Annotated in this window: 14 protein-coding genes; 6 read left to right on the forward strand and 8 right to left on the reverse strand. The window is 62.4% G+C overall.

Annotated features, from left to right (window positions below; all coding sequences use genetic code 11):
• Positions 1–2 precede the first annotated feature (2 nt).
• Positions 3–1,289, reverse strand: a complete 1,287-nt coding sequence (locus tag A9D15_RS01110) for a hypothetical protein (RefSeq protein ID WP_066760946.1) — start codon at positions 1,287–1,289, stop codon at positions 3–5.
• Between the two features lie 454 nt (positions 1,290–1,743).
• On the opposite strand from A9D15_RS01110, the gene A9D15_RS01115 reads away from it, so the two are divergent.
• Both A9D15_RS01115 and A9D15_RS01120 read left to right on the forward strand, forming a co-directional pair.
• A complete protein-coding gene (locus A9D15_RS01115) occupies positions 1,744–3,774 on the forward strand; it encodes a transglycosylase domain-containing protein (RefSeq protein ID WP_066760948.1) in 2,031 nt (676 codons plus the stop codon).
• Between the two features lie 20 nt (positions 3,775–3,794).
• A complete protein-coding gene (locus tag A9D15_RS01120) occupies positions 3,795–4,148 on the forward strand; it encodes a YbaN family protein (RefSeq protein WP_066760950.1) in 354 nt (117 codons plus the stop codon).
• 4 nt (positions 4,149–4,152) lie between these two features.
• On the opposite strand, the gene A9D15_RS01125 is transcribed toward A9D15_RS01120, so the two are convergent.
• The 3 genes from A9D15_RS01125 to lepA form a co-directional block, all read right to left on the reverse strand.
• Positions 4,153–4,341 (reverse strand): YgaP family membrane protein, encoded by a 189-nt coding sequence (locus A9D15_RS01125; protein WP_066761246.1) that lies wholly within the window; start codon positions 4,339–4,341, stop codon positions 4,153–4,155.
• Positions 4,342–4,411: 70 nt separating this feature from the next.
• Positions 4,412–4,960, reverse strand: coding sequence for a pseudouridine synthase (locus A9D15_RS01130; protein ID WP_066760952.1), 549 nt, complete (start codon positions 4,958–4,960; stop codon positions 4,412–4,414).
• A 14-nt stretch (positions 4,961–4,974) separates the two neighbouring features.
• Positions 4,975–6,792, reverse strand: coding sequence for a translation elongation factor 4 (gene lepA, locus A9D15_RS01135; protein WP_066760954.1), 1,818 nt, complete (start codon positions 6,790–6,792; stop codon positions 4,975–4,977).
• A 128-nt stretch (positions 6,793–6,920) separates the two neighbouring features.
• On the opposite strand from lepA, the gene A9D15_RS01140 reads away from it, so the two are divergent.
• The 3 genes from A9D15_RS01140 (at position 6,921) to A9D15_RS01150 (ending at position 9,706) form a co-directional block, all read left to right on the forward strand.
• Positions 6,921–7,736: an alpha/beta fold hydrolase gene (locus A9D15_RS01140; protein WP_066760956.1), complete on the forward strand. Its 816-nt coding sequence runs from the start codon at positions 6,921–6,923 to the stop codon at positions 7,734–7,736.
• A gap of 78 nt (positions 7,737–7,814) precedes the next feature.
• On the forward strand, positions 7,815–9,134 hold the full coding sequence (locus A9D15_RS01145; protein WP_066760958.1) for an FAD-dependent oxidoreductase: 1,320 nt from the start codon (positions 7,815–7,817) through the stop codon (positions 9,132–9,134).
• On the forward strand, positions 9,131–9,706 hold the full coding sequence (locus A9D15_RS01150; protein ID WP_066760965.1) for a hypothetical protein: 576 nt from the start codon (positions 9,131–9,133) through the stop codon (positions 9,704–9,706). The genes A9D15_RS01145 and A9D15_RS01150 overlap by 4 nt, the downstream gene beginning before the upstream one ends.
• Here the strand turns inward: A9D15_RS01150 and A9D15_RS01155 are convergent, their stop codons facing one another.
• The 4 genes from A9D15_RS01155 to A9D15_RS01170 form a co-directional block, all read right to left on the reverse strand.
• Complete coding sequence (locus A9D15_RS01155) at positions 9,707–10,093, reverse strand: hypothetical protein (RefSeq protein ID WP_066760967.1); 387 nt, start codon at positions 10,091–10,093, stop codon at positions 9,707–9,709. It abuts the gene before it with no gap.
• Between the two features lie 116 nt (positions 10,094–10,209).
• Complete coding sequence (locus tag A9D15_RS01160; RefSeq protein WP_066760969.1) at positions 10,210–11,124, reverse strand: SDR family oxidoreductase; 915 nt, start codon at positions 11,122–11,124, stop codon at positions 10,210–10,212.
• Positions 11,124–11,852: a TetR/AcrR family transcriptional regulator gene (locus A9D15_RS01165; RefSeq protein WP_066760971.1), complete on the reverse strand. Its 729-nt coding sequence runs from the start codon at positions 11,850–11,852 to the stop codon at positions 11,124–11,126. Before A9D15_RS01165 ends, A9D15_RS01160 begins: the two co-directional genes overlap by 1 nt.
• A gap of 76 nt (positions 11,853–11,928) precedes the next feature.
• Entirely contained in the window at positions 11,929–13,629 is a 1,701-nt protein-coding gene (locus A9D15_RS01170; RefSeq protein ID WP_066760973.1) for an FAD-dependent oxidoreductase, read from the reverse strand.
• A gap of 325 nt (positions 13,630–13,954) precedes the next feature.
• Between A9D15_RS01170 and A9D15_RS01175 the strand changes: the two genes are divergently transcribed.
• Complete coding sequence (locus tag A9D15_RS01175; protein WP_066760975.1) at positions 13,955–16,393, forward strand: TonB-dependent receptor; 2,439 nt, start codon at positions 13,955–13,957, stop codon at positions 16,391–16,393.
• Positions 16,394–16,499: the final 106 nt, after the last annotated feature.

Consider the following 16,499-nt stretch of genomic DNA (forward strand, 5'->3'; position numbering starts at 1 on the left):
GATCAGAGCCCCAGCTTGGTGCGTAATTTGGAGAAGAGACCGCCGCCGCCTTCCTTCTGCGCCGGCGGCTTGAAGGTTGCGGGCGCTGCCGTCTTGTCGGTCTGGATCTCGAGGAGACCCATCAGCGAATAGGCGTTGAGCGTGCGTGTCGCGCTCTCCACAGAGATCCCCGCTGCCGAAGCGAGTTCGGCGGCATTGAGGAAGCAGTTACCGATGGCTGCCGCAGCGCGCATGTCGGCGACCGCGTGGTTCAGCTCGGTAAAGTTGGGCCAGCGGCGCAGGCGATAGCGATCCTCCGGCTTCAGCCAGGGCGCGCCGGTGCCGTGGAAAGCCTGACTGCCGATGAACCAGAACAGCTTGTCCAGCGATTCACCCGGCAGGTTGACGATGGGCGGGCGAAACGCCTCCACCAGTGTGGAACGGATTGCGATGCGGCTGCCGTTGGCGGCCACCTGTTCCAGCGGAATGCGCGAGTTGTAGGCCCGGAAGCGGAAATCGATGCGGATCATATCGAGGTTCTCGACACGGATTTCGGCAACCGCGGGGGCGGAGTTCTGCACGATGGAATAGAGCGCGACCGCGATCTGGTCCCATGCGGCGGAAAATTCGTGGGCGTCGCCGTGGCTGGCATTGGCGGTCACTGGCTGCGGCGGGGCAACCGGATGCGGCTGCTGCACCGGCGCGTGCATCGCGCTGGGCTGCGTTGCCGGATGCGGACTGCCGTCGGCAGTGACCGGCCAGGCCTCGGTCTTGAGGGCTGCCGAACCGTTGGTCATGTGGTGCGGGGTCGGCGTGCCGAAGCCAGCCGGCACGTGGTGGCGATCGTTGGCCGGGACCGCGCCCCAGTCTTCCATCTTCACCTTCATCGGCGCGACGTCATTCGAACGCGACCGCGTCGAGAGGTTGTCCTGCGCCTTCTTGAGGATATTTATCAGTTCCGCCGCGCTGAGCGGGGTGGTGATGCACAGTTCACCGTCAATCGGCTGGTTACCGAAGCGCACGAGCCTGATGAGAACCTGGTAGGGATCGGCGCTGAATTCGACGTCCGAGGGGACGATCAGCGCGTCGCAGCTATCGGAGTGGAGGACCAGCCACGGGCAACCGGCATCTTCGGCCTCGCTCTCGATGAATGTCGCGATCTTCGCGCATTCGATCGGAGAGAGACCGACGAGCCCCAGACTGTGCCGCGCTTTGGTCACAAAACCCATTGCCCCGCCGCTCCACCACAGCCGCTCCAACACACGGCACGACCAGATCGGGATGATTTGGATCGCGCCGCCCAGGAACACTCACTAAGGCTGGCCCGACTAATCAAGGGTTAAACCGGGTACTTTCGAAAATATTAACTGACCTAAAATCGCATACATCTGCGCGTAAATAGCCCGCATTATCAGGTTAATTAACGATCAAGCGCGACACATGCAAATAACTGCTATGTACAAATACATAAAATATGCTCATTTATATGAATTTCAGTCTGCACTATGCATATTTGGTCGCGGCGGGATGCCTGCCGCCGCGTACGTCCGGGCGTTCAGCCTCGTGGATTTGGAGTTAAGGTGCCACGCAATCCGGCATAAGGGATATCCATGATCCGCACGGCAGGTTCTGCAGCCTTTAGCGACATGCAACAAAGTTGATCGCGTGCCTGGTTTGTCAGGCCGGTTTTCGGCGCTAAAGAGAACCCGGATCCGAATTCCCGCGCGTTTGTTAACCGAATGCCCCCTATTTGCGGACGAATGAATGGGCACGCAGCCTTTAAAAGATAACCGTTACGCCGATGCGGCTGGCCGGGGTTACAATGTTGTTCGCGGCTGGCCGTTCTGGTTCCAGGGGCTTCTCGCCGCACTGGTCCTGTTCGTCGGGTGGGAAATATATGCCGCCCCGCCATGGAAGCTGGGCGGCCCTCCCCCGCCGCAGGGCATCGATTTTCTTGCCACCGACGGTACGGTAATCGCCCATCGCGGCCCCAAATCCGCCGTGCCCGTCAATGCGGAGGAACTGCCCGACCACGTGGTTCAGGCCTTCCTCGCGATCGAGGACAGGCGGTTTTACGAACACGGTGGGGTCGATTTCCGCGGTCTTGCCCGCGCGACTGTCACGAACCTGAAGGCCGGCGGCGTGGTTCAGGGCGGCTCTACCATCACGCAGCAATACGTGAAGAACGCCTTCCTTACGCAGGACCGAACGTTCGTGCGCAAGGGCAAGGAAATGCTTCTGGCCGACTGGGCCGAAATGTGGATGAGCAAGAACGAGATCCTCTCGCGCTATCTCGAACTCTGTTACTTCGGTGAAGGGCAATACGGCCTTGTCGCGGCATCGCATCACTATTTCGACCGTTCGCCCGAAGACCTGACGCTTGGCCAAGCCGCACTTTTGGCAGGCATGGTGAAGGCCCCTTCCCGCCTCTCGCCGCTGGAAAACCGCGAAGCATCGTTCGAACGCATGCGCGTCGTGCTGGGCGCAATGGCATATGCCGGCTTCATCACCGAGGATGAAGCGAAGGAAGAACCCGACCCCAAGGTAACGCCGGGTGCCGAAGACGACGAAGGCCCCAGCGGCACGTGGTTCGTCGACTGGCTCATGCCGCAACTGCCCGAAGGTTTCTCCGGATCGGTACAGACCACTCTGGAGCCTGACGCGCAGGCCCGCGCCGAACGCGTCGTGCGCAACGCGCGGCTTGGCGGGGCGGAAGTGGCGCTGATCGCGATGCGACCCAATGGCGCAATCGCGGCGATGGTCGGCGGCAAGAAATGGACGCCCGAGGCGTTCAACCGCGCGACGACCGCCAAGCGCCAGCCGGGTTCGACCTTCAAGCTGTTCGACTATTTCGCGGCGATCCGCGACGGCGCGACGGCGGATACGCTGATCGAGGACGGCCCGATCGAAATCGACGGGTGGCAGCCGAAAAATGCCTATTCCGGCTATTACGGCCAGATCCCGCTATCGCGTGCCTTTGCGATTTCCAGCAATACCGCCGCGATCCGCATCGCACAGGACGTCGGGCCAGACGAGGTAATCGACACCGCCCGAGATCTCGGCGTCGAATCCGAGATACCCGAAACGCCCAGTATGGCGCTGGGCACGGGAAGCCTGACGCTGAAGGAACTGGCCGCTGCCTATGCCGCCTTCGCCTTGGGCAAGTATCCGGTGGAGCCATACGGCCTTGCCGAAGAGGCCGCGACGCCTTGGCGCAGCCTCGACGCGAAGCGCGAGTGGGTGCCAATGCTGAAACTCCTCTACGGAGCCGCAAACAGCGGCACGGGCCGCGCCGCCGTGATCAATGGCCAGCCGACATTTGGCAAGACCGGAACGACCCAGGAAGGTCGCGACGCGCTTTTCGTGGGCTTTGCCGGCAACATGGTGACGGCCGTGTGGGTGGGCCGCGACGACAACAAGCCGATCCCCGGCAACCATGGCGGCGGCAATCCGGCGCAGATCTGGAAGCAATTCATGAGCGGGGTAAAGCTGGAACCGCTGCGGCTTCCGCTCAAGGTCAATCAGATCAAGCGCCCTGCCCCGCGCCGCACGATGAGCGCCGAAGACGCGGACATGAGCACGATCGAGATAGGCGACATGGACGAGGGCGATTTCGATATCATGGTGCCCGAAGGCATCCCCGACCTGCCTGAAGGCCTGGGTCAGCCCGCACCGATCGGCGCGGAAGGCGATGAGCCGAGCGTGCCGCAGACCGATATCCGCGTACCGGCAACCCCGCCGCAGGCAGAGCCTGCCCAGCCTTCCGCAAACGGGCCCGGCCCCGCGCCCGAATAACATCGGGCACGCTTCAGGGCATGAAACGGTATTTCTATCTGGCTGGCGGCTACCTGTCGCTGACGCTGGGCGGCATCGGCATTTTGCTGCCCCTGCTGCCGACGGTGCCTTTCATGATCCTTGCCGCGTTTTGCTTTGCACGGTCGAGCCCGCGGCTTGAGGCATGGCTGGTCGAACACAGGCATTTCGGCCCGCACATCACGGCGTGGCGCGAAAAGGGCGCGATCAGCCGCCGCGGCAAGACTGCCGCGCTGGCCGCCTTTGCCGCCAGCGTCGTCCTGTCCTTCGCCTTTGCGCCGATGCCGGCACCGCTGATCTCGCTAACGGCGGCAGTACTGGGCGGAAGCTGGATCTGGTCCCGCCCGGAAAGCTAGGCGCTCAGCGCATCGGACAAGTGTTGAAACCCACTATGCGGTAGAGCGGGCAGAACCCGACGAGCCCGGTTATCAGCGGGATCAGGCCAAGCCAGCCCCACGATGTCTGTGGCCCCACGAATACGAGCGCGATGACCAGCAGGCCCACGACGACGCGCAGGATGCGATCCCATTTTCCTTCGTTGACGGGCATTGTTACCGACTCCTTGTCCTCCAGGAGCTTCAAGAATCGCACGGCGCACGGCGCAGCTAAATGATCCCGATCAAACGCGCAGTTCGCGCCATTCGCCAAGGCCCAGCCCTTCGACGGTCCAGTCCCCGATGCTCCACCGCACCAGCCTCAGGGTCGGGTGCCCGATGGCGGCGGTCATGCGGCGGACCTGCCGGTTACGGCCCTCGTTAATGGTCAGTTCGATCCACGTATCGGGCACAGATTTGCGGTAACGGATCGGCGGGTCGCGGTCCCACAATTGGGGCGGATCTATCACGCGCGCCCGCGCGGGTGCGGTCATTCCATCCTTCAACCGCACGCCCTTGCAAAGTGCCGAGATCGCCGCTCCGTCCGGTTCGCCCTCGACTTGCGCAAGATAGGTCTTGGGCATCTTGTGGCGCGGTTCGGCGATGCGGGACTGCAAACGGCCATCGTCGGTCAGCAGCAGCAGACCCTCGCTGTCGCGGTCGAGCCGCCCGGCGGGATAGACGCCGGGAACTTTCACGTATTCCGACAGCGTCGGGTGCGGGTTTTCATCGCGTCCGGCGCTGAATTGCGACAGGACGCCAAAGGGCTTGTTCAGCAGGATAAGGCGCGACACAGGGGTGCCCCGCCTTATTCCTCACCCATGCGAAGTGCGGCGATGAAGGCTTCCTGCGGGATCGAGACGTTGCCGTACTCACGCATGCGGGCCTTGCCCTTCTTCTGCTTTTCCAGAAGCTTCTTCTTGCGCGTGATGTCGCCGCCATAACACTTGGCGGTCACATCCTTGCGCATGGCGCTGATCGTTTCGCGTGCGATGACCTTGCCGCCGATGGCCGCCTGAATCGGGATCTTGAACAGGTGGCGCGGGATGAGGTCCTTCAGCCGTTCGCACATGCCGCGTCCGCGTTCTTCGGCAACACCACGATGAACGATCATCGAAAGCGCGTCGACCGGCTCGTTGTTGACGAGGATGGACATCTTCACGAGATCGCCTTCGCGCAGGCCGATCTGTTCATAATCGAAGCTGGCATAGCCGCGGCTGATCGACTTCAGACGGTCGTAGAAGTCGAAGACCACTTCGTTGAGCGGCAGTTCATAGGTCACCTGAGCACGCCCGCCGACGTAAGTCAGGTCGACCTGAATGCCGCGACGGTCCTGACACAGCTTCAGGATCGAGCCGAGGTATTCGTCGGGCGTGTAGATCGTCGCCTTGATCCACGGCTCCTCGATGACCTTGATGCGGTTCTGGTCGGGATAGTCCGCCGGGTTGTGCAGGTAGATCTCGCGCGCCTCGTCGGTGCGGCTGGCAGCAAGGTCGATGCGATAGACGACCGACGGGGCCGTGGTGATGAGGTCGAGGTCGTATTCGCGGCTCAGGCGTTCCTGGATGATCTCAAGGTGCAACAAGCCAAGGAAACCGCAGCGGAAGCCGAAGCCCAGCGCCGCGCTCGATTCCATTTCGAACGAGAAGCTGGCGTCGTTCAAACGCAGCTTGGCGATCGATTCGCGCAGCTTGTCGAAGTCGTTCGCGTCGACCGGAAACAGGCCGCAGAAGACGACCGGCTGAACTTCCTTGTAGCCTGGCAGCGCCTTGGTCGCGCCGTTCTTTACCGTCGTAATCGTGTCGCCGACCTTGGCCTGTTCGACTTCCTTGATTTGCGCGGTGATGAAGCCGATTTCGCCCGGCCCCAATTCGGAAAGGTCGGTACGCTTGGGCGTGAAGCAGCCGACACGGTCGATCAGGTGCTCGGTCTGCCCTTGCATGAACTTGACGTTCAGGCCCTTCTTGATGACCCCGTCCATGACGCGAACCAGAATGACGACGCCGAGGTAGGGATCGTACCACGAATCGACCAGCATGGCCTTAAGCGGTGCGTCGCGGTCGCCGGCAGGCGACGGGATCTTTTCGACGATCTGTTCAAGGATTTCCTCGATGCCGATGCCCGACTTCGCGCTGGCCAGCACCGCATCGCTAGCGTCGATGCCGATGATGTCCTCAATCTCGGTCTTCACTTTTTCCGGCTCGGCGGCGGGAAGGTCGATCTTGTTGATGACGGGCACGATCTCGTGGTCATGCTCGATCGACTGGTAAACGTTGGCCAGCGTCTGCGCCTCGACCCCCTGCGCCGCGTCCACGACCAGCAACGCGCCCTCGCAGGCGGCAAGGCTGCGCGACACTTCGTAGGCGAAGTCGACGTGGCCCGGCGTGTCCATGAGGTTCAGCTCATAGGTCTCGCCGTTTTTCGCGGTATAGTTGAGGCGCACGGTCTGCGCCTTGATGGTAATACCGCGCTCTTTCTCGATGTCCATGTTATCAAGGACTTGCGCGCTCATCTCGCGCTCTGTCAGGCCGCCGGTGAACTGGATCAGGCGGTCGGCCAGCGTCGATTTGCCATGGTCGATATGGGCAATGATGCTAAAATTGCGGATGTTCGCGAGTTCGGTCATGTGCGCGCCATTAGCGATTGCCTGTGCCCATGTCAGCAAGGAACACGCATCGGGCGTCGCAAGACGCGCGGACCAGACCAATAGTCGGCTATTCCATCGAGCCGGAACCTGCTAGCGCGGCAGGCCTCATGCCATTCACTTTTCGCAAATCCACGATCGAAGGCCTGACTCTTCGGATCGGATACAAGGGGTCGGATTCGTCGCCCGACGCGGTTCCCCTGCTCATGCTGAACGGCATCGGCTTCAATGCGGAACTGATGGATGACCTGTCGCGCGCGTTCCCCGGCCGTCCGGTCCTGTGCCCCGAAATGCCGGGAAGCGGAAAGTCGCCGGATCCCGTGTTGCCATACACCATGCAGCGCATGGCACGCTGCATGGTCAGCCTGATGGAACGCGAATTCCCCGGCAGGCCGTTCGCGGCGCTTGGCTTTTCGTGGGGCGGCGCACTGGCACAGCAGATCGCGGTATCCGCGCCGCGCAAGGTGGAAAGGCTGGCCCTGGTGGCGACGACATCGGGCCTGCCGCTGCCGATCGCCAATCCCGAAGTCCTGCGCCGCATTCTCGATCCGACCGAATATATCGACCCGTCCCTCTTGGCCGAAAACTTCCGCGCCCTGCTGCACGAAGGCGGGGCGAGCGCGGGGCTGATGCGCCGTTTCAAGACACCTACACCCGCAGGTGTGGGCTGCCAGGTCGCCGCCCTTGCCAGCTGGTCGGCCGCGCCGATGCTGCCGTTCCTGCGCATGCCGGTGCTGCTGGCCGGGATGGCAGAGGATGCCATCGTGCCGATCGCGCATCAACGCGCCCTGGCCTGCCTGATCCCGCAGGCCGAAACGTTCGAAGTGCGGACCGGCGGCCATCTCCTCCCACTTGCGGTACCGGATCGTATCGCCCCGCGCCTTGCCGAGTTCCTCGACGGCAAGGAAGCGCTTGTGAACTGCTAAGGTACGCAAGCCTCTTCCCTTTTTCATCGCGTTCGATAGCCTGCCTCGACAAGACAACCAGCTTGCGGGGGACAACAGTTGCGCCATATCGCGGTGATCGGTTCGGGTCCGGCCGGATACTACACGGCAGAAGCGGCCCTGAAGCATTGGGGTGACGACGTCCGCGTCGACGTGTTCGACCGTCTTCCCGTACCATACGGCCTGATCCGCACCGGCGTTGCGCCCGATCACCAGACGATCAAGGCGGTTTCCGGTCGGTACGAGAAGACGGCACTGACCGAAAACGTTCGCTTCGTCGGCAATATCTCGGTCGGCAAGGACATCTCGGTAGAGGAACTGCGCAGCCTGTACGACGCGGTCGTCATCGCGACCGGCGCCCCGCACGATCGGAAACTGGGCATCGAGGGCGAGGAGCAGGCCGGCGTCTATGGCAGCGCCGCTTTCGTCGGCTGGTACAATTCGCACCCCCAGTTCCGCAATCTGGATCCTGACCTGTCGGGCGAAACCGCAGTCGTCATCGGCATGGGCAACGTCGCGCTCGACGTATCGCGCATCCTTTCCAAGACCGAGGCCGAGTTCGAAGGATCGGACATCGCCGCCCACGCCCTCGACATCCTGAAAGGTTCGAACATCTCGCGCATCGTGCTGCTGGGACGGCGTGGCCCGCACCAGATCATGATGACGCCCAAGGAACTTTCCGAACTGATGAAGCTCGACCGCGCCAGTCCGCACGTCGACAGCGCGGACCTTCCGCCCGAAGTCGACGACGCCATGCTGGAGCCGGGCCTGCGCAAGTCGGTGAACCACTTGCGCAGCTTTGCCGCGATCCCCGAACACATCCACGCCGAAAAACCGATCGAGATCGAGTTCGACTTTTTCGCCAGCCCCAAGGCGATCCTTGGCGACGGCAGCAAGGTGACCGGCATCGAAGTCGAGCGGACCGAAGTAAAGACCGGCCGCGCCGTCGGTACGGGTGAGACCTACACTATTCCCTGCGGCCTGGTGGTCAGCTGCATCGGCTATCACACCGCCAATATCCCCGGCGTGCCGTTCGACGAACGCCTTGGCCGCTTCGCCAACGACGACGGCCGCATCCTTACCGGGCTGTACTGCGTCGGCTGGGCGCGGCGCGGCCCTTCGGGAACGATCGGCACGAACAAGCCCGACGGCTTCGCCATCGTCGACAAGATCGCCGAAGACATCGATGCGGGCCTGCTCGGCAACGGCAGCAAGAAAGGCCGCCCCGGTTTCGACGAACTGGCAGCCGCGCGAGGGCTCGACATCGTGACCTTCCGCGACTGGAAGAAGATCGAGGAAGCCGAAGCCTCGGCCGCCCGCGACGGCGCCCCGCGAGAGAAGTTCGCCGATATCGAGGCGATGATCCGGGCGGCGCAGTGAACCCTTTCAAGCGTCGCAACAAAGCGGTCAAAGCCTTCGAGAAGCAGTTCGAACCCGATGGCGATGGCTACATCTACCGTAAGTACGGGACGGGCTCTGCATATAGGATAACGTCGGCAGAGCGTGACGAGTTTATTGCCGACTTCCGGCACGCAATGCGTTGGTCACTGATTGGCGTCATTGCGGCAATCCTGGTCTTCGCCGCCGCGCTCTCCGCTCTTGATATTGGCGAAAAAAGCCTTGTTTTCTTCGGGTTCGGCGTCGTGATCTGCTTGCCGTTATTTCTTGCGATCAAGCAAATGTACGCGGCGCCCGAGTTCCGGCTGCAGCATCGAAAAACGGCCATGCGGGGCATGCCCGTTGACGAGCGGAAACGATACGCCTTGGCGCAGATCAGCTACTGGCAACTTGCCGTCCTGCCGCTACTCGGATTGCTGGTTCTGGGCTGGATCGCCGAGGTAGTGGACGTGAAAAGCGGATGGGGACTAACCGCGTGGCTCATCCCCATCTCTTTCGCTTTAATCGCGGCGGTTCAGGGCTGGCGCAAGTTCCGCGTCAGCCGCGAGGGCTGATCAGCGCCCCTCGCCAGCCTGTTCGTTGGCCGGTGCCGGCGGCTGCAGGCCGTTGATCGTCTGGCCAAGGCGCGCGCCGAAGCTTTGTGCAAGCGGGGCGCAGGTCTCGTTCGCTTTCTCGACATTGCCGAGCAGGCTTTCCACGGTCTGCGGGTTGATCTTCGTCTCGATCTTGCCGCCAGTGCGCGCTTCGTAGCGGCCCATGAAATAGCTCATCATGAAGCCCAGACCACGCTTGCGACCCTCGTCCTGTTCCTGCGAACCGGCGACAAGCGCCCATGTCGCGCAGCGCAGGTCCGGATCGGGCGCGGCGTCCTGCGCGGCGGCAGGCAGCGCGGACAGGCCGAGCGCGGCGGCAGCGGCGATGGATGCGTACTTGGCAATCATGAAAAATACTCCCGTTTGGGCGGCCCCTAACGCGCAAGGCACGCAAAGGCCAACCCATCGCTCGCCGCGATGGACGAAGCGGGCTTGCTGCAAGCTGAAGGGAGCATTCGTGGCGATCAGTCAGCGGGCAGCGGATTCCGGCGCGCCCATTGCTCTATCCCGGTCAGCCTTGCGGGAAGAAGCTTCAGGACCGCTTCCATGTCGACGCGAAAAGGCTTCTCGGGGCTTTGGTTGTACCATTCGTAGATGCGGCGCAGTTCGGACATCAAACGCTCTGCCTCAAGGCTGGCGATGCCGTCGAAGGCGCGGCGCATGCCATCGCAAAATTCCGGAATGGGCTGACTGCGCCACGTGAGTTCGCGGCCCCACCCTTGCGATAGCCTTGCGGTCAGTTCTGGAAGACGGACGGTTTCAGGACCGCCGACCGGGATAGAACGTCCCGCAAGATCCGATCGCCCGATCGCCGCGATCATCAGGCGCGCGAGATCTTCGTGGCAAATCCAGCTGACTTCGAGATCGGGCGCGTGCGGATAACTGACGACGCCGCGTTCCACGATCGAGGGCCACGCCCAGCGCTGACGCAAGTTGTCGAGATAGACGACCGGCTCGATGCTTACACTATCGACTCCACTGGCAAAGAGCCGCGCGCGCATTTCGTGGCGAGCGTCCTGTGCGGCGAACCCGCGCTTTTCGGCGGGCACCGGCATGGACGTGTTGAACACGATCTGCGTCACGCCAGCTGTCTTTGCCGCGCGGCCGATGCGCGATGCCGCCTCGATCAGACCCGATGCCTCCTGAAAAGAGGTCGAGGGCAGGTTCACGAAGACGGTAGCGCAGCCTTCGAACGCGTTGGAAAGTCGCGTTTCGTCGCCAAGGTCTATCGCAGTTCCTGCGATCGGACCTGAAGGTGTCGCAACCTCGCCGCCCGATCGGCTGAGAGCGACAACCAGGAATCCCGCCACGACCAGCTCGCGGACTTGCGCAGCGCCTTGCACCCCGGTGGCACCGATGACGGCGATCGTTGCGGGCATCAGGGCTTGCCGGCCTTCGCCAACAGAGCCTCCAGCCGATCGATCTGCGCGCCGAGCCTTTCTTCCTGGTCCGAGCGGGCCTCTGCGCCGGTGCCGGGAATGCGAATGCCGCCGAGCAGGAGATCTACATACGCGGCCACTTCGCCTGCAACGTCGAGCGGGCGTCCCGCGAATATCGTACGCATCGCGATATGCTCCAGCCCGCCAAACAGGGCATCGCGGACCATCGCGGCATTGATCTCGGGCCGTACTTCGCCCCGGTCGATCCCCCCTTGCACCGCATCGACGACGGTCTGCGCGAAGTCGTGATTGATCTTGTGCAGCGGGGTCCCACGATAGTCGTTCCAGCGGATCTCGCGATAGAAGATTGCGTGAAGCCGCGGCGTGGATTGGATCCCGCGCAGGAAGCGCAGCCCAATGGTCACCAACTGGGCATGCAGGTCCGCGATTGAAGGCAGGTCCTCGTTCAGCCGGGCGACGAAGGGCTTTGCCCACTGTGCAAAGACTTCGCTGAGGAGCGCCTGCTTGCTTTCGAAATACTTGTAGATCGTCGCTTCTGACACGCCCGCCCGCTTCGCGATCTGGGCCATGGCAAGGTCGGCGGTCCCTGCCTCTTCCAGAAGCTCGGTCGCCGCATCGAGAATTTCTTGCGGGCGCGCGCTTTTGCGCCGGTGCCATGCGGCGCGGGGCTTGGCGTCAGGTTCGCGCGGGTCTGGTGTCTTGCTCATAGGTCCGGAACCGGTCTGAAATCTGGGGGTGAAATAATCAAGTCGTCCCTGCGATTGTTGCCGGATCCGCCCACCATCAGGCCGGCACGCCCGCTGCATGACGCCCTGCCACGAAGCCGAAAGTCATAGCCGGACCCAAGGTTGCACCGGCGCCCGGATAAGCCCCTGCAAAGACGCTCTTCTGGTCATTGCCGACAGCATAGAGCCCTTCGATCGGCGAACCGTCGGCACGAACGACCCGCGCGTGGATATCGGTGTTGAGACCCGCGAATGTCCCGATAAGGCCGCTTTCGATCTTCACGGCATAGAACGGCCCCTTGTCGAGCGGGCCGAGGCAGTTGTTGGGTCCGTGTTCGGGGTCGCCCTGATAGCGGTCGTATTCACGGGCACCGCGCCCGAATTCGGGATCGACTCCGTTGCGTGCGTTGCGGTTGAAGTTGTCGACAGTCTCCTCCAGCGCGGTGGCATCGATGCCGCACCTTGCAGCCAGCTCGCGCAAGGTGTCTGCGCGGTTCAAATAACCGCTGCGGATGTGCTGTCCGTGCGGGATCGGGAACGGGCGCGCCATGCCGATGCCCCATTTCCTGACCGCCGCGGCATCGCCGATCAGCCATGCCTCGGCCCGCGACTTGCCTTCGCAGGCCTTGATCAGGCGCGGCACAAAATCGTGATAGGCGCTGCTTTCGTCGCAAAAGCGTTTGCCATCGGCGGTGACCGAAATGAAGCCCGGCTTCTGGCGATCGATCAGGTGCGGCCAGACTCCGGTGAAATCGTCGCTGTCGGGAAGGATTGAGACCGGCATCCAGGCCGCAGGGTGTGCGACCTCGTTGCTGAACACGCCGCCCGCGCTTTCGGCCAGCCGCGTCCCGTCGCCGGTATTGCCGGGCGCCGCGGGGTTACGGTGGTCGACGTTTCCGGCAGGTGCGGGAAAAGCCTCGGCGCGGCGCTCGGCATCCTGCGGGAAACCGCCGCAGGCCAGCACCACGCCCTTGCGGACGTTGACGCGCACGGGTCCCTCACCCGTTTCCACTTCGGCGGCGGAGATGCGCCCGTCCTCTCCGATTAAGCGCTTGATCGGCGAATTGAGCCAAATCGGCGTATCCAAGTCGAACAGCGTGCGCGACAGCCGCGCAACAAGCGCGCGTCCACGCACCACCTGCTGGCCTTCGCCGAAACGCAGGACATCGAGAAAGTGCTTCGCCAGTTTTCGCGCCACGAAACCGGCCGCCCTGATCGAGCGGCCCGCTTTCATGAACTCGATCATTTCCACACCCGACCCGACCGCGAAGCCGAGAAACAGCGTTTGCGGCAGCTGGTTCTTGAGGGTGGACAGATGGTCACCCATGCGCTGCGCCTGGTAGTCGACCGTCCCGATCGAGCGGACGCACGACGAATGCTCGCTCTCCGAGTGATAGTCGGGATAGTCCATCCCGTAGAACTTCACTTCGGTTTCGTCCTCGAGGAAGCGGACCATGCGCGGCGCGACGTCGAGATAGGTCTCAAGCCGGTCGCGGTCGATATAGTTACCCGTCTCCTCGATCAGGTAGGCGCGGGCATTGTCGATCGAATCGGGCCGCCCCAGTGCCTCCTGCACGGCGACCGAATGATGGTTGCCCGGCACCCAGAGGACGCCGCCCGATGTCGCGGTCGTCCCGCCGAACACAGCTTCCTTTTCAACAACAAGGACATCCAGACCCGCCTTTCGCGCCGTCACCGCAGCGGTGAGCCCGCTCGCCCCCGTGCCCGCGACCAGCAGGTCGACAGTCAATTCCCTCATGCCTTCTCTCCCTCGCCCGCACTCATGCCGTCAGTTTAATGACCAGCACTCACTATTTGCGGGATAACGTATTTCTCCGGCTCAGCGCATCATGACCTGAAACCGGCACAAGGCCAAACAAAAAGTCATTCATGAATGTTTTGCTTGCCATTCGACCGAAAGAGGATCACAAGCCAATCCGCCAAATATGGGGCGGTCGGCGGCCACGCAGATGACATCCGACTGACAATATCGAGGATTTGATACGAGACTCGTCATCCTGGGAATACAGGAAATGAGGCTTGCTTATGAATGCGGACATATCCGCAAGGGAGAGGGGAGAAAAATGAGTTCCAATCACTGGAAAACCGTGTCGCGCGCTGCACTGGTGGCATCGATTTCGGCAATCGCGTTCGCCGCGCCTGCCCACGCGCAGGATGCATCGGGTGAACCCGCAGGGGTCGAACGTGAGGGCGGTCTGACCGAAATAATCGTGACGGCACGCAAGCGACAGGAATCGGCACAGGACATTCCCGTCGCCGTCACCGCCTTCGCGCCCGAGCAGATCGAGCGTTATGATATTTCGAGCGTGGAGCGCATCGCGGCATCCACCCCGAACCTGCAGGTCGGCAAGGCGACCACCGGTTCCGGCGCCCAGATCACGCTGCGCGGCATCGGCACCCCGGCCAGCGCGCTTGGCATCGAAAGTTCGACCGCGGTCATCGTCGACGGCGTCTATTACGGCAACGGCCGCATCCTCAACGAAGGCTTCTTCGACCTTGCCCGCATCGAGGTTCTGAAAGGTCCGCAGGCGCTGTTCTTCGGGAAGAACGCGACGGCAGGCGTCATCTCGATCACGACGGCCGATCCCACCGACTATTTCGAAGGCTCGACCCGCGTCGGATATGAAATCAAGGGCAAGCGCGCCTTTATCGAACAGATCATTTCCGGGCCGCTTAGCGACACGCTCTCGGCCCGTGTCGCGCTACGCGGTGCGAAGATGTGGGGTGGCTATACCCGCAACTACGCAACCGACCTGCCGCTGACTTTCACCGATCTCGACACCGGCACGACTTTCAACACCGTGGCAACGGCAGTTGCCGACAAAACGCCGCAGGAAAAGGAACTGCTGGGCCGCGCTTCGCTGAAGTGGGAACCGACAAGCGACCTGACCAGCGTGACCAAGATGTCGATGGGTTGGAACCGCGCGAACGATCCGGGATGGAACAACATCATCTTCGCCTGCGACGGCGGCAATTCGACGCTGATGCCCGATGTGCCGTGCGAGCGTAAGTGGTATTCCTATCACAACAACGCGCCCGAAGAAGTCGGCGCCGTGTTCCCCTACGCCTACGAAGGCGGCAACGTCGGCGCGACCTACAAGTCGTTCCAGGTTACCAACAACACCAACTACGATCTTGGCGACGTCGTGCTGACAGCGGTTCTGAACTATCAGAACCAGCGCAACCGCTGGTTCTCGGACTCCGACTACCAGCAGCGCGTGACGCAGATCTTCGTGGGCAGCTACGAGAAGTGGAAGGCCTTCAGCGGCGAATTCCGCGCCCAGACGCAGTACGATGGTCCGCTAAACGCCATGGTTGGCGTGCTCTACCAGGATTCCAAGCTGCTGGCCGACCAGAACGTGTTTTTCGGCAACGTCCAGAAGAGCAACGAGGACCCGATCAACCAGTTCATGGCGTTCAGCAAGTATTCCACCACCGATGGCGAGACTATCTCTCCCTTCGCGCAGGTGGTCTGGAACGTCGTGCCCTCGGTCGAGCTTTCGGGCGGCGTTCGCTATACGCACGAAACCAAGGACAGCTACTTCATCCATCCGTTCATCCGGCCAGGGATTGCCTATCGTGAGAACGATCCGATCAACACGAAGCAGACGTTCACCGACTGGACCCCGGAAGTCACCGTGGCTTACAAGCCGTCGCGCGCGCTCAACATCTATGCGGGCTACAAGGCCGGTTACAAGTCGGGCGGCTTCTCGAACGAGAGCACCTATACCAACGCCAGCGTTGCGGGCGATCTGGACTTCGAGCCGGAACGCGCCAAGGGGTTCGAGGGCGGCATCAAGTCCACGCTGGCCGACAACCAGCTGCGTCTCGACCTTGCGCTCTACAGCTACAAGTACATCAACCTGCAGGTCGACTTCTTCGAAGCGCAGTCCTTCCGTTTCGTGACGACCAATGCCGGTTCGGCACGCACCAAGGGTGTCGAACTGTCGGGCGAATTCGCTCCGCACGCGGCGCCGGGCCTGTCAGTGCGCGGGTCGATCAACTACAACGACGCGCACTACATCGACTTCATCGCCCCATGCGTTACCGGCCAGACCCCGGCACAGGGCTGCAACCTCACCAGCAACCCGTTCGGTGGCCTTCTCGGCCAGGATCTGGGCGGCGTGACGATGGCGATGGCACCCAAGTGGACCGGATCGCTCGGCTTTGCCTACAAGACCGATGTGTCCGACGGCATGTCGGTCGGCATCAGCAGCGATGCCCGCTACTCCAGCTCGTATAACGCATCGCCTTTCGCCAATCCGATCGCGACGCAGGGCGAATACGTCAATCTCGACGCCAGCCTGTTCCTGAAGAGCGACGCGGGTTGGGAACTGGGCCTGATCGGCAAGAACCTGACTAACCAGTTCGTCGTTTCGGGCGCGCTTGACGCACCTTCGACGGGTTCGGGCACTGGCACGGATGCCGGCCGGCTTGCCGACCAGCGCGGCTATGCCAATACGCCGCGCACGGTGCAGCTGCAGCTGACCTATCGTTACTGACTTGGGTCGTGACTGACTTGGAGCGCTACTGAGCGTTAGAGCTCCTCACTGTGGGGCGCAGGTGTTTCCAATCCGCCTGCGCCCTGCCTTTTTTCCCAGCAGACCG

Origin of the sequence: Croceicoccus pelagius, from assembly GCF_001661915.1 — a bacterium.
GTDB classification, from domain to species: domain Bacteria; phylum Pseudomonadota; class Alphaproteobacteria; order Sphingomonadales; family Sphingomonadaceae; genus Croceicoccus; species Croceicoccus pelagius.

Excerpts from the sequence above, each read along its gene's own strand:
- A9D15_RS01120 (WP_066760950.1), top strand. The coding sequence starts at position 3,795 with ATGAAACGGTATTTCTATCTGGCTGGCGGCTACCTGTCGCTGACGCTG.
- A9D15_RS01175 (WP_066760975.1), top strand. The coding sequence starts at position 13,955 with ATGAGTTCCAATCACTGGAAAACCGTGTCGCGCGCTGCACTGGTGGCA.
- A9D15_RS01165 (WP_066760971.1), bottom strand. The coding sequence starts at position 11,852 with ATGAGCAAGACACCAGACCCGCGCGAACCTGACGCCAAGCCCCGCGCC.
- lepA (WP_066760954.1), bottom strand. The coding sequence starts at position 6,792 with ATGACCGAACTCGCGAACATCCGCAATTTTAGCATCATTGCCCATATC.
- A9D15_RS01125 (WP_066761246.1), bottom strand. The coding sequence starts at position 4,341 with ATGCCCGTCAACGAAGGAAAATGGGATCGCATCCTGCGCGTCGTCGTG.
- A9D15_RS01155 (WP_066760967.1), bottom strand. The coding sequence starts at position 10,093 with ATGATTGCCAAGTACGCATCCATCGCCGCTGCCGCCGCGCTCGGCCTG.
- A9D15_RS01160 (WP_066760969.1), bottom strand. The coding sequence starts at position 11,124 with ATGCCCGCAACGATCGCCGTCATCGGTGCCACCGGGGTGCAAGGCGCT.
- A9D15_RS01115 (WP_066760948.1), top strand. The coding sequence starts at position 1,744 with ATGGGCACGCAGCCTTTAAAAGATAACCGTTACGCCGATGCGGCTGGC.
- A9D15_RS01170 (WP_066760973.1), bottom strand. The coding sequence starts at position 13,629 with ATGAGGGAATTGACTGTCGACCTGCTGGTCGCGGGCACGGGGGCGAGC.
- A9D15_RS01140 (WP_066760956.1), top strand. The coding sequence starts at position 6,921 with ATGCCATTCACTTTTCGCAAATCCACGATCGAAGGCCTGACTCTTCGG.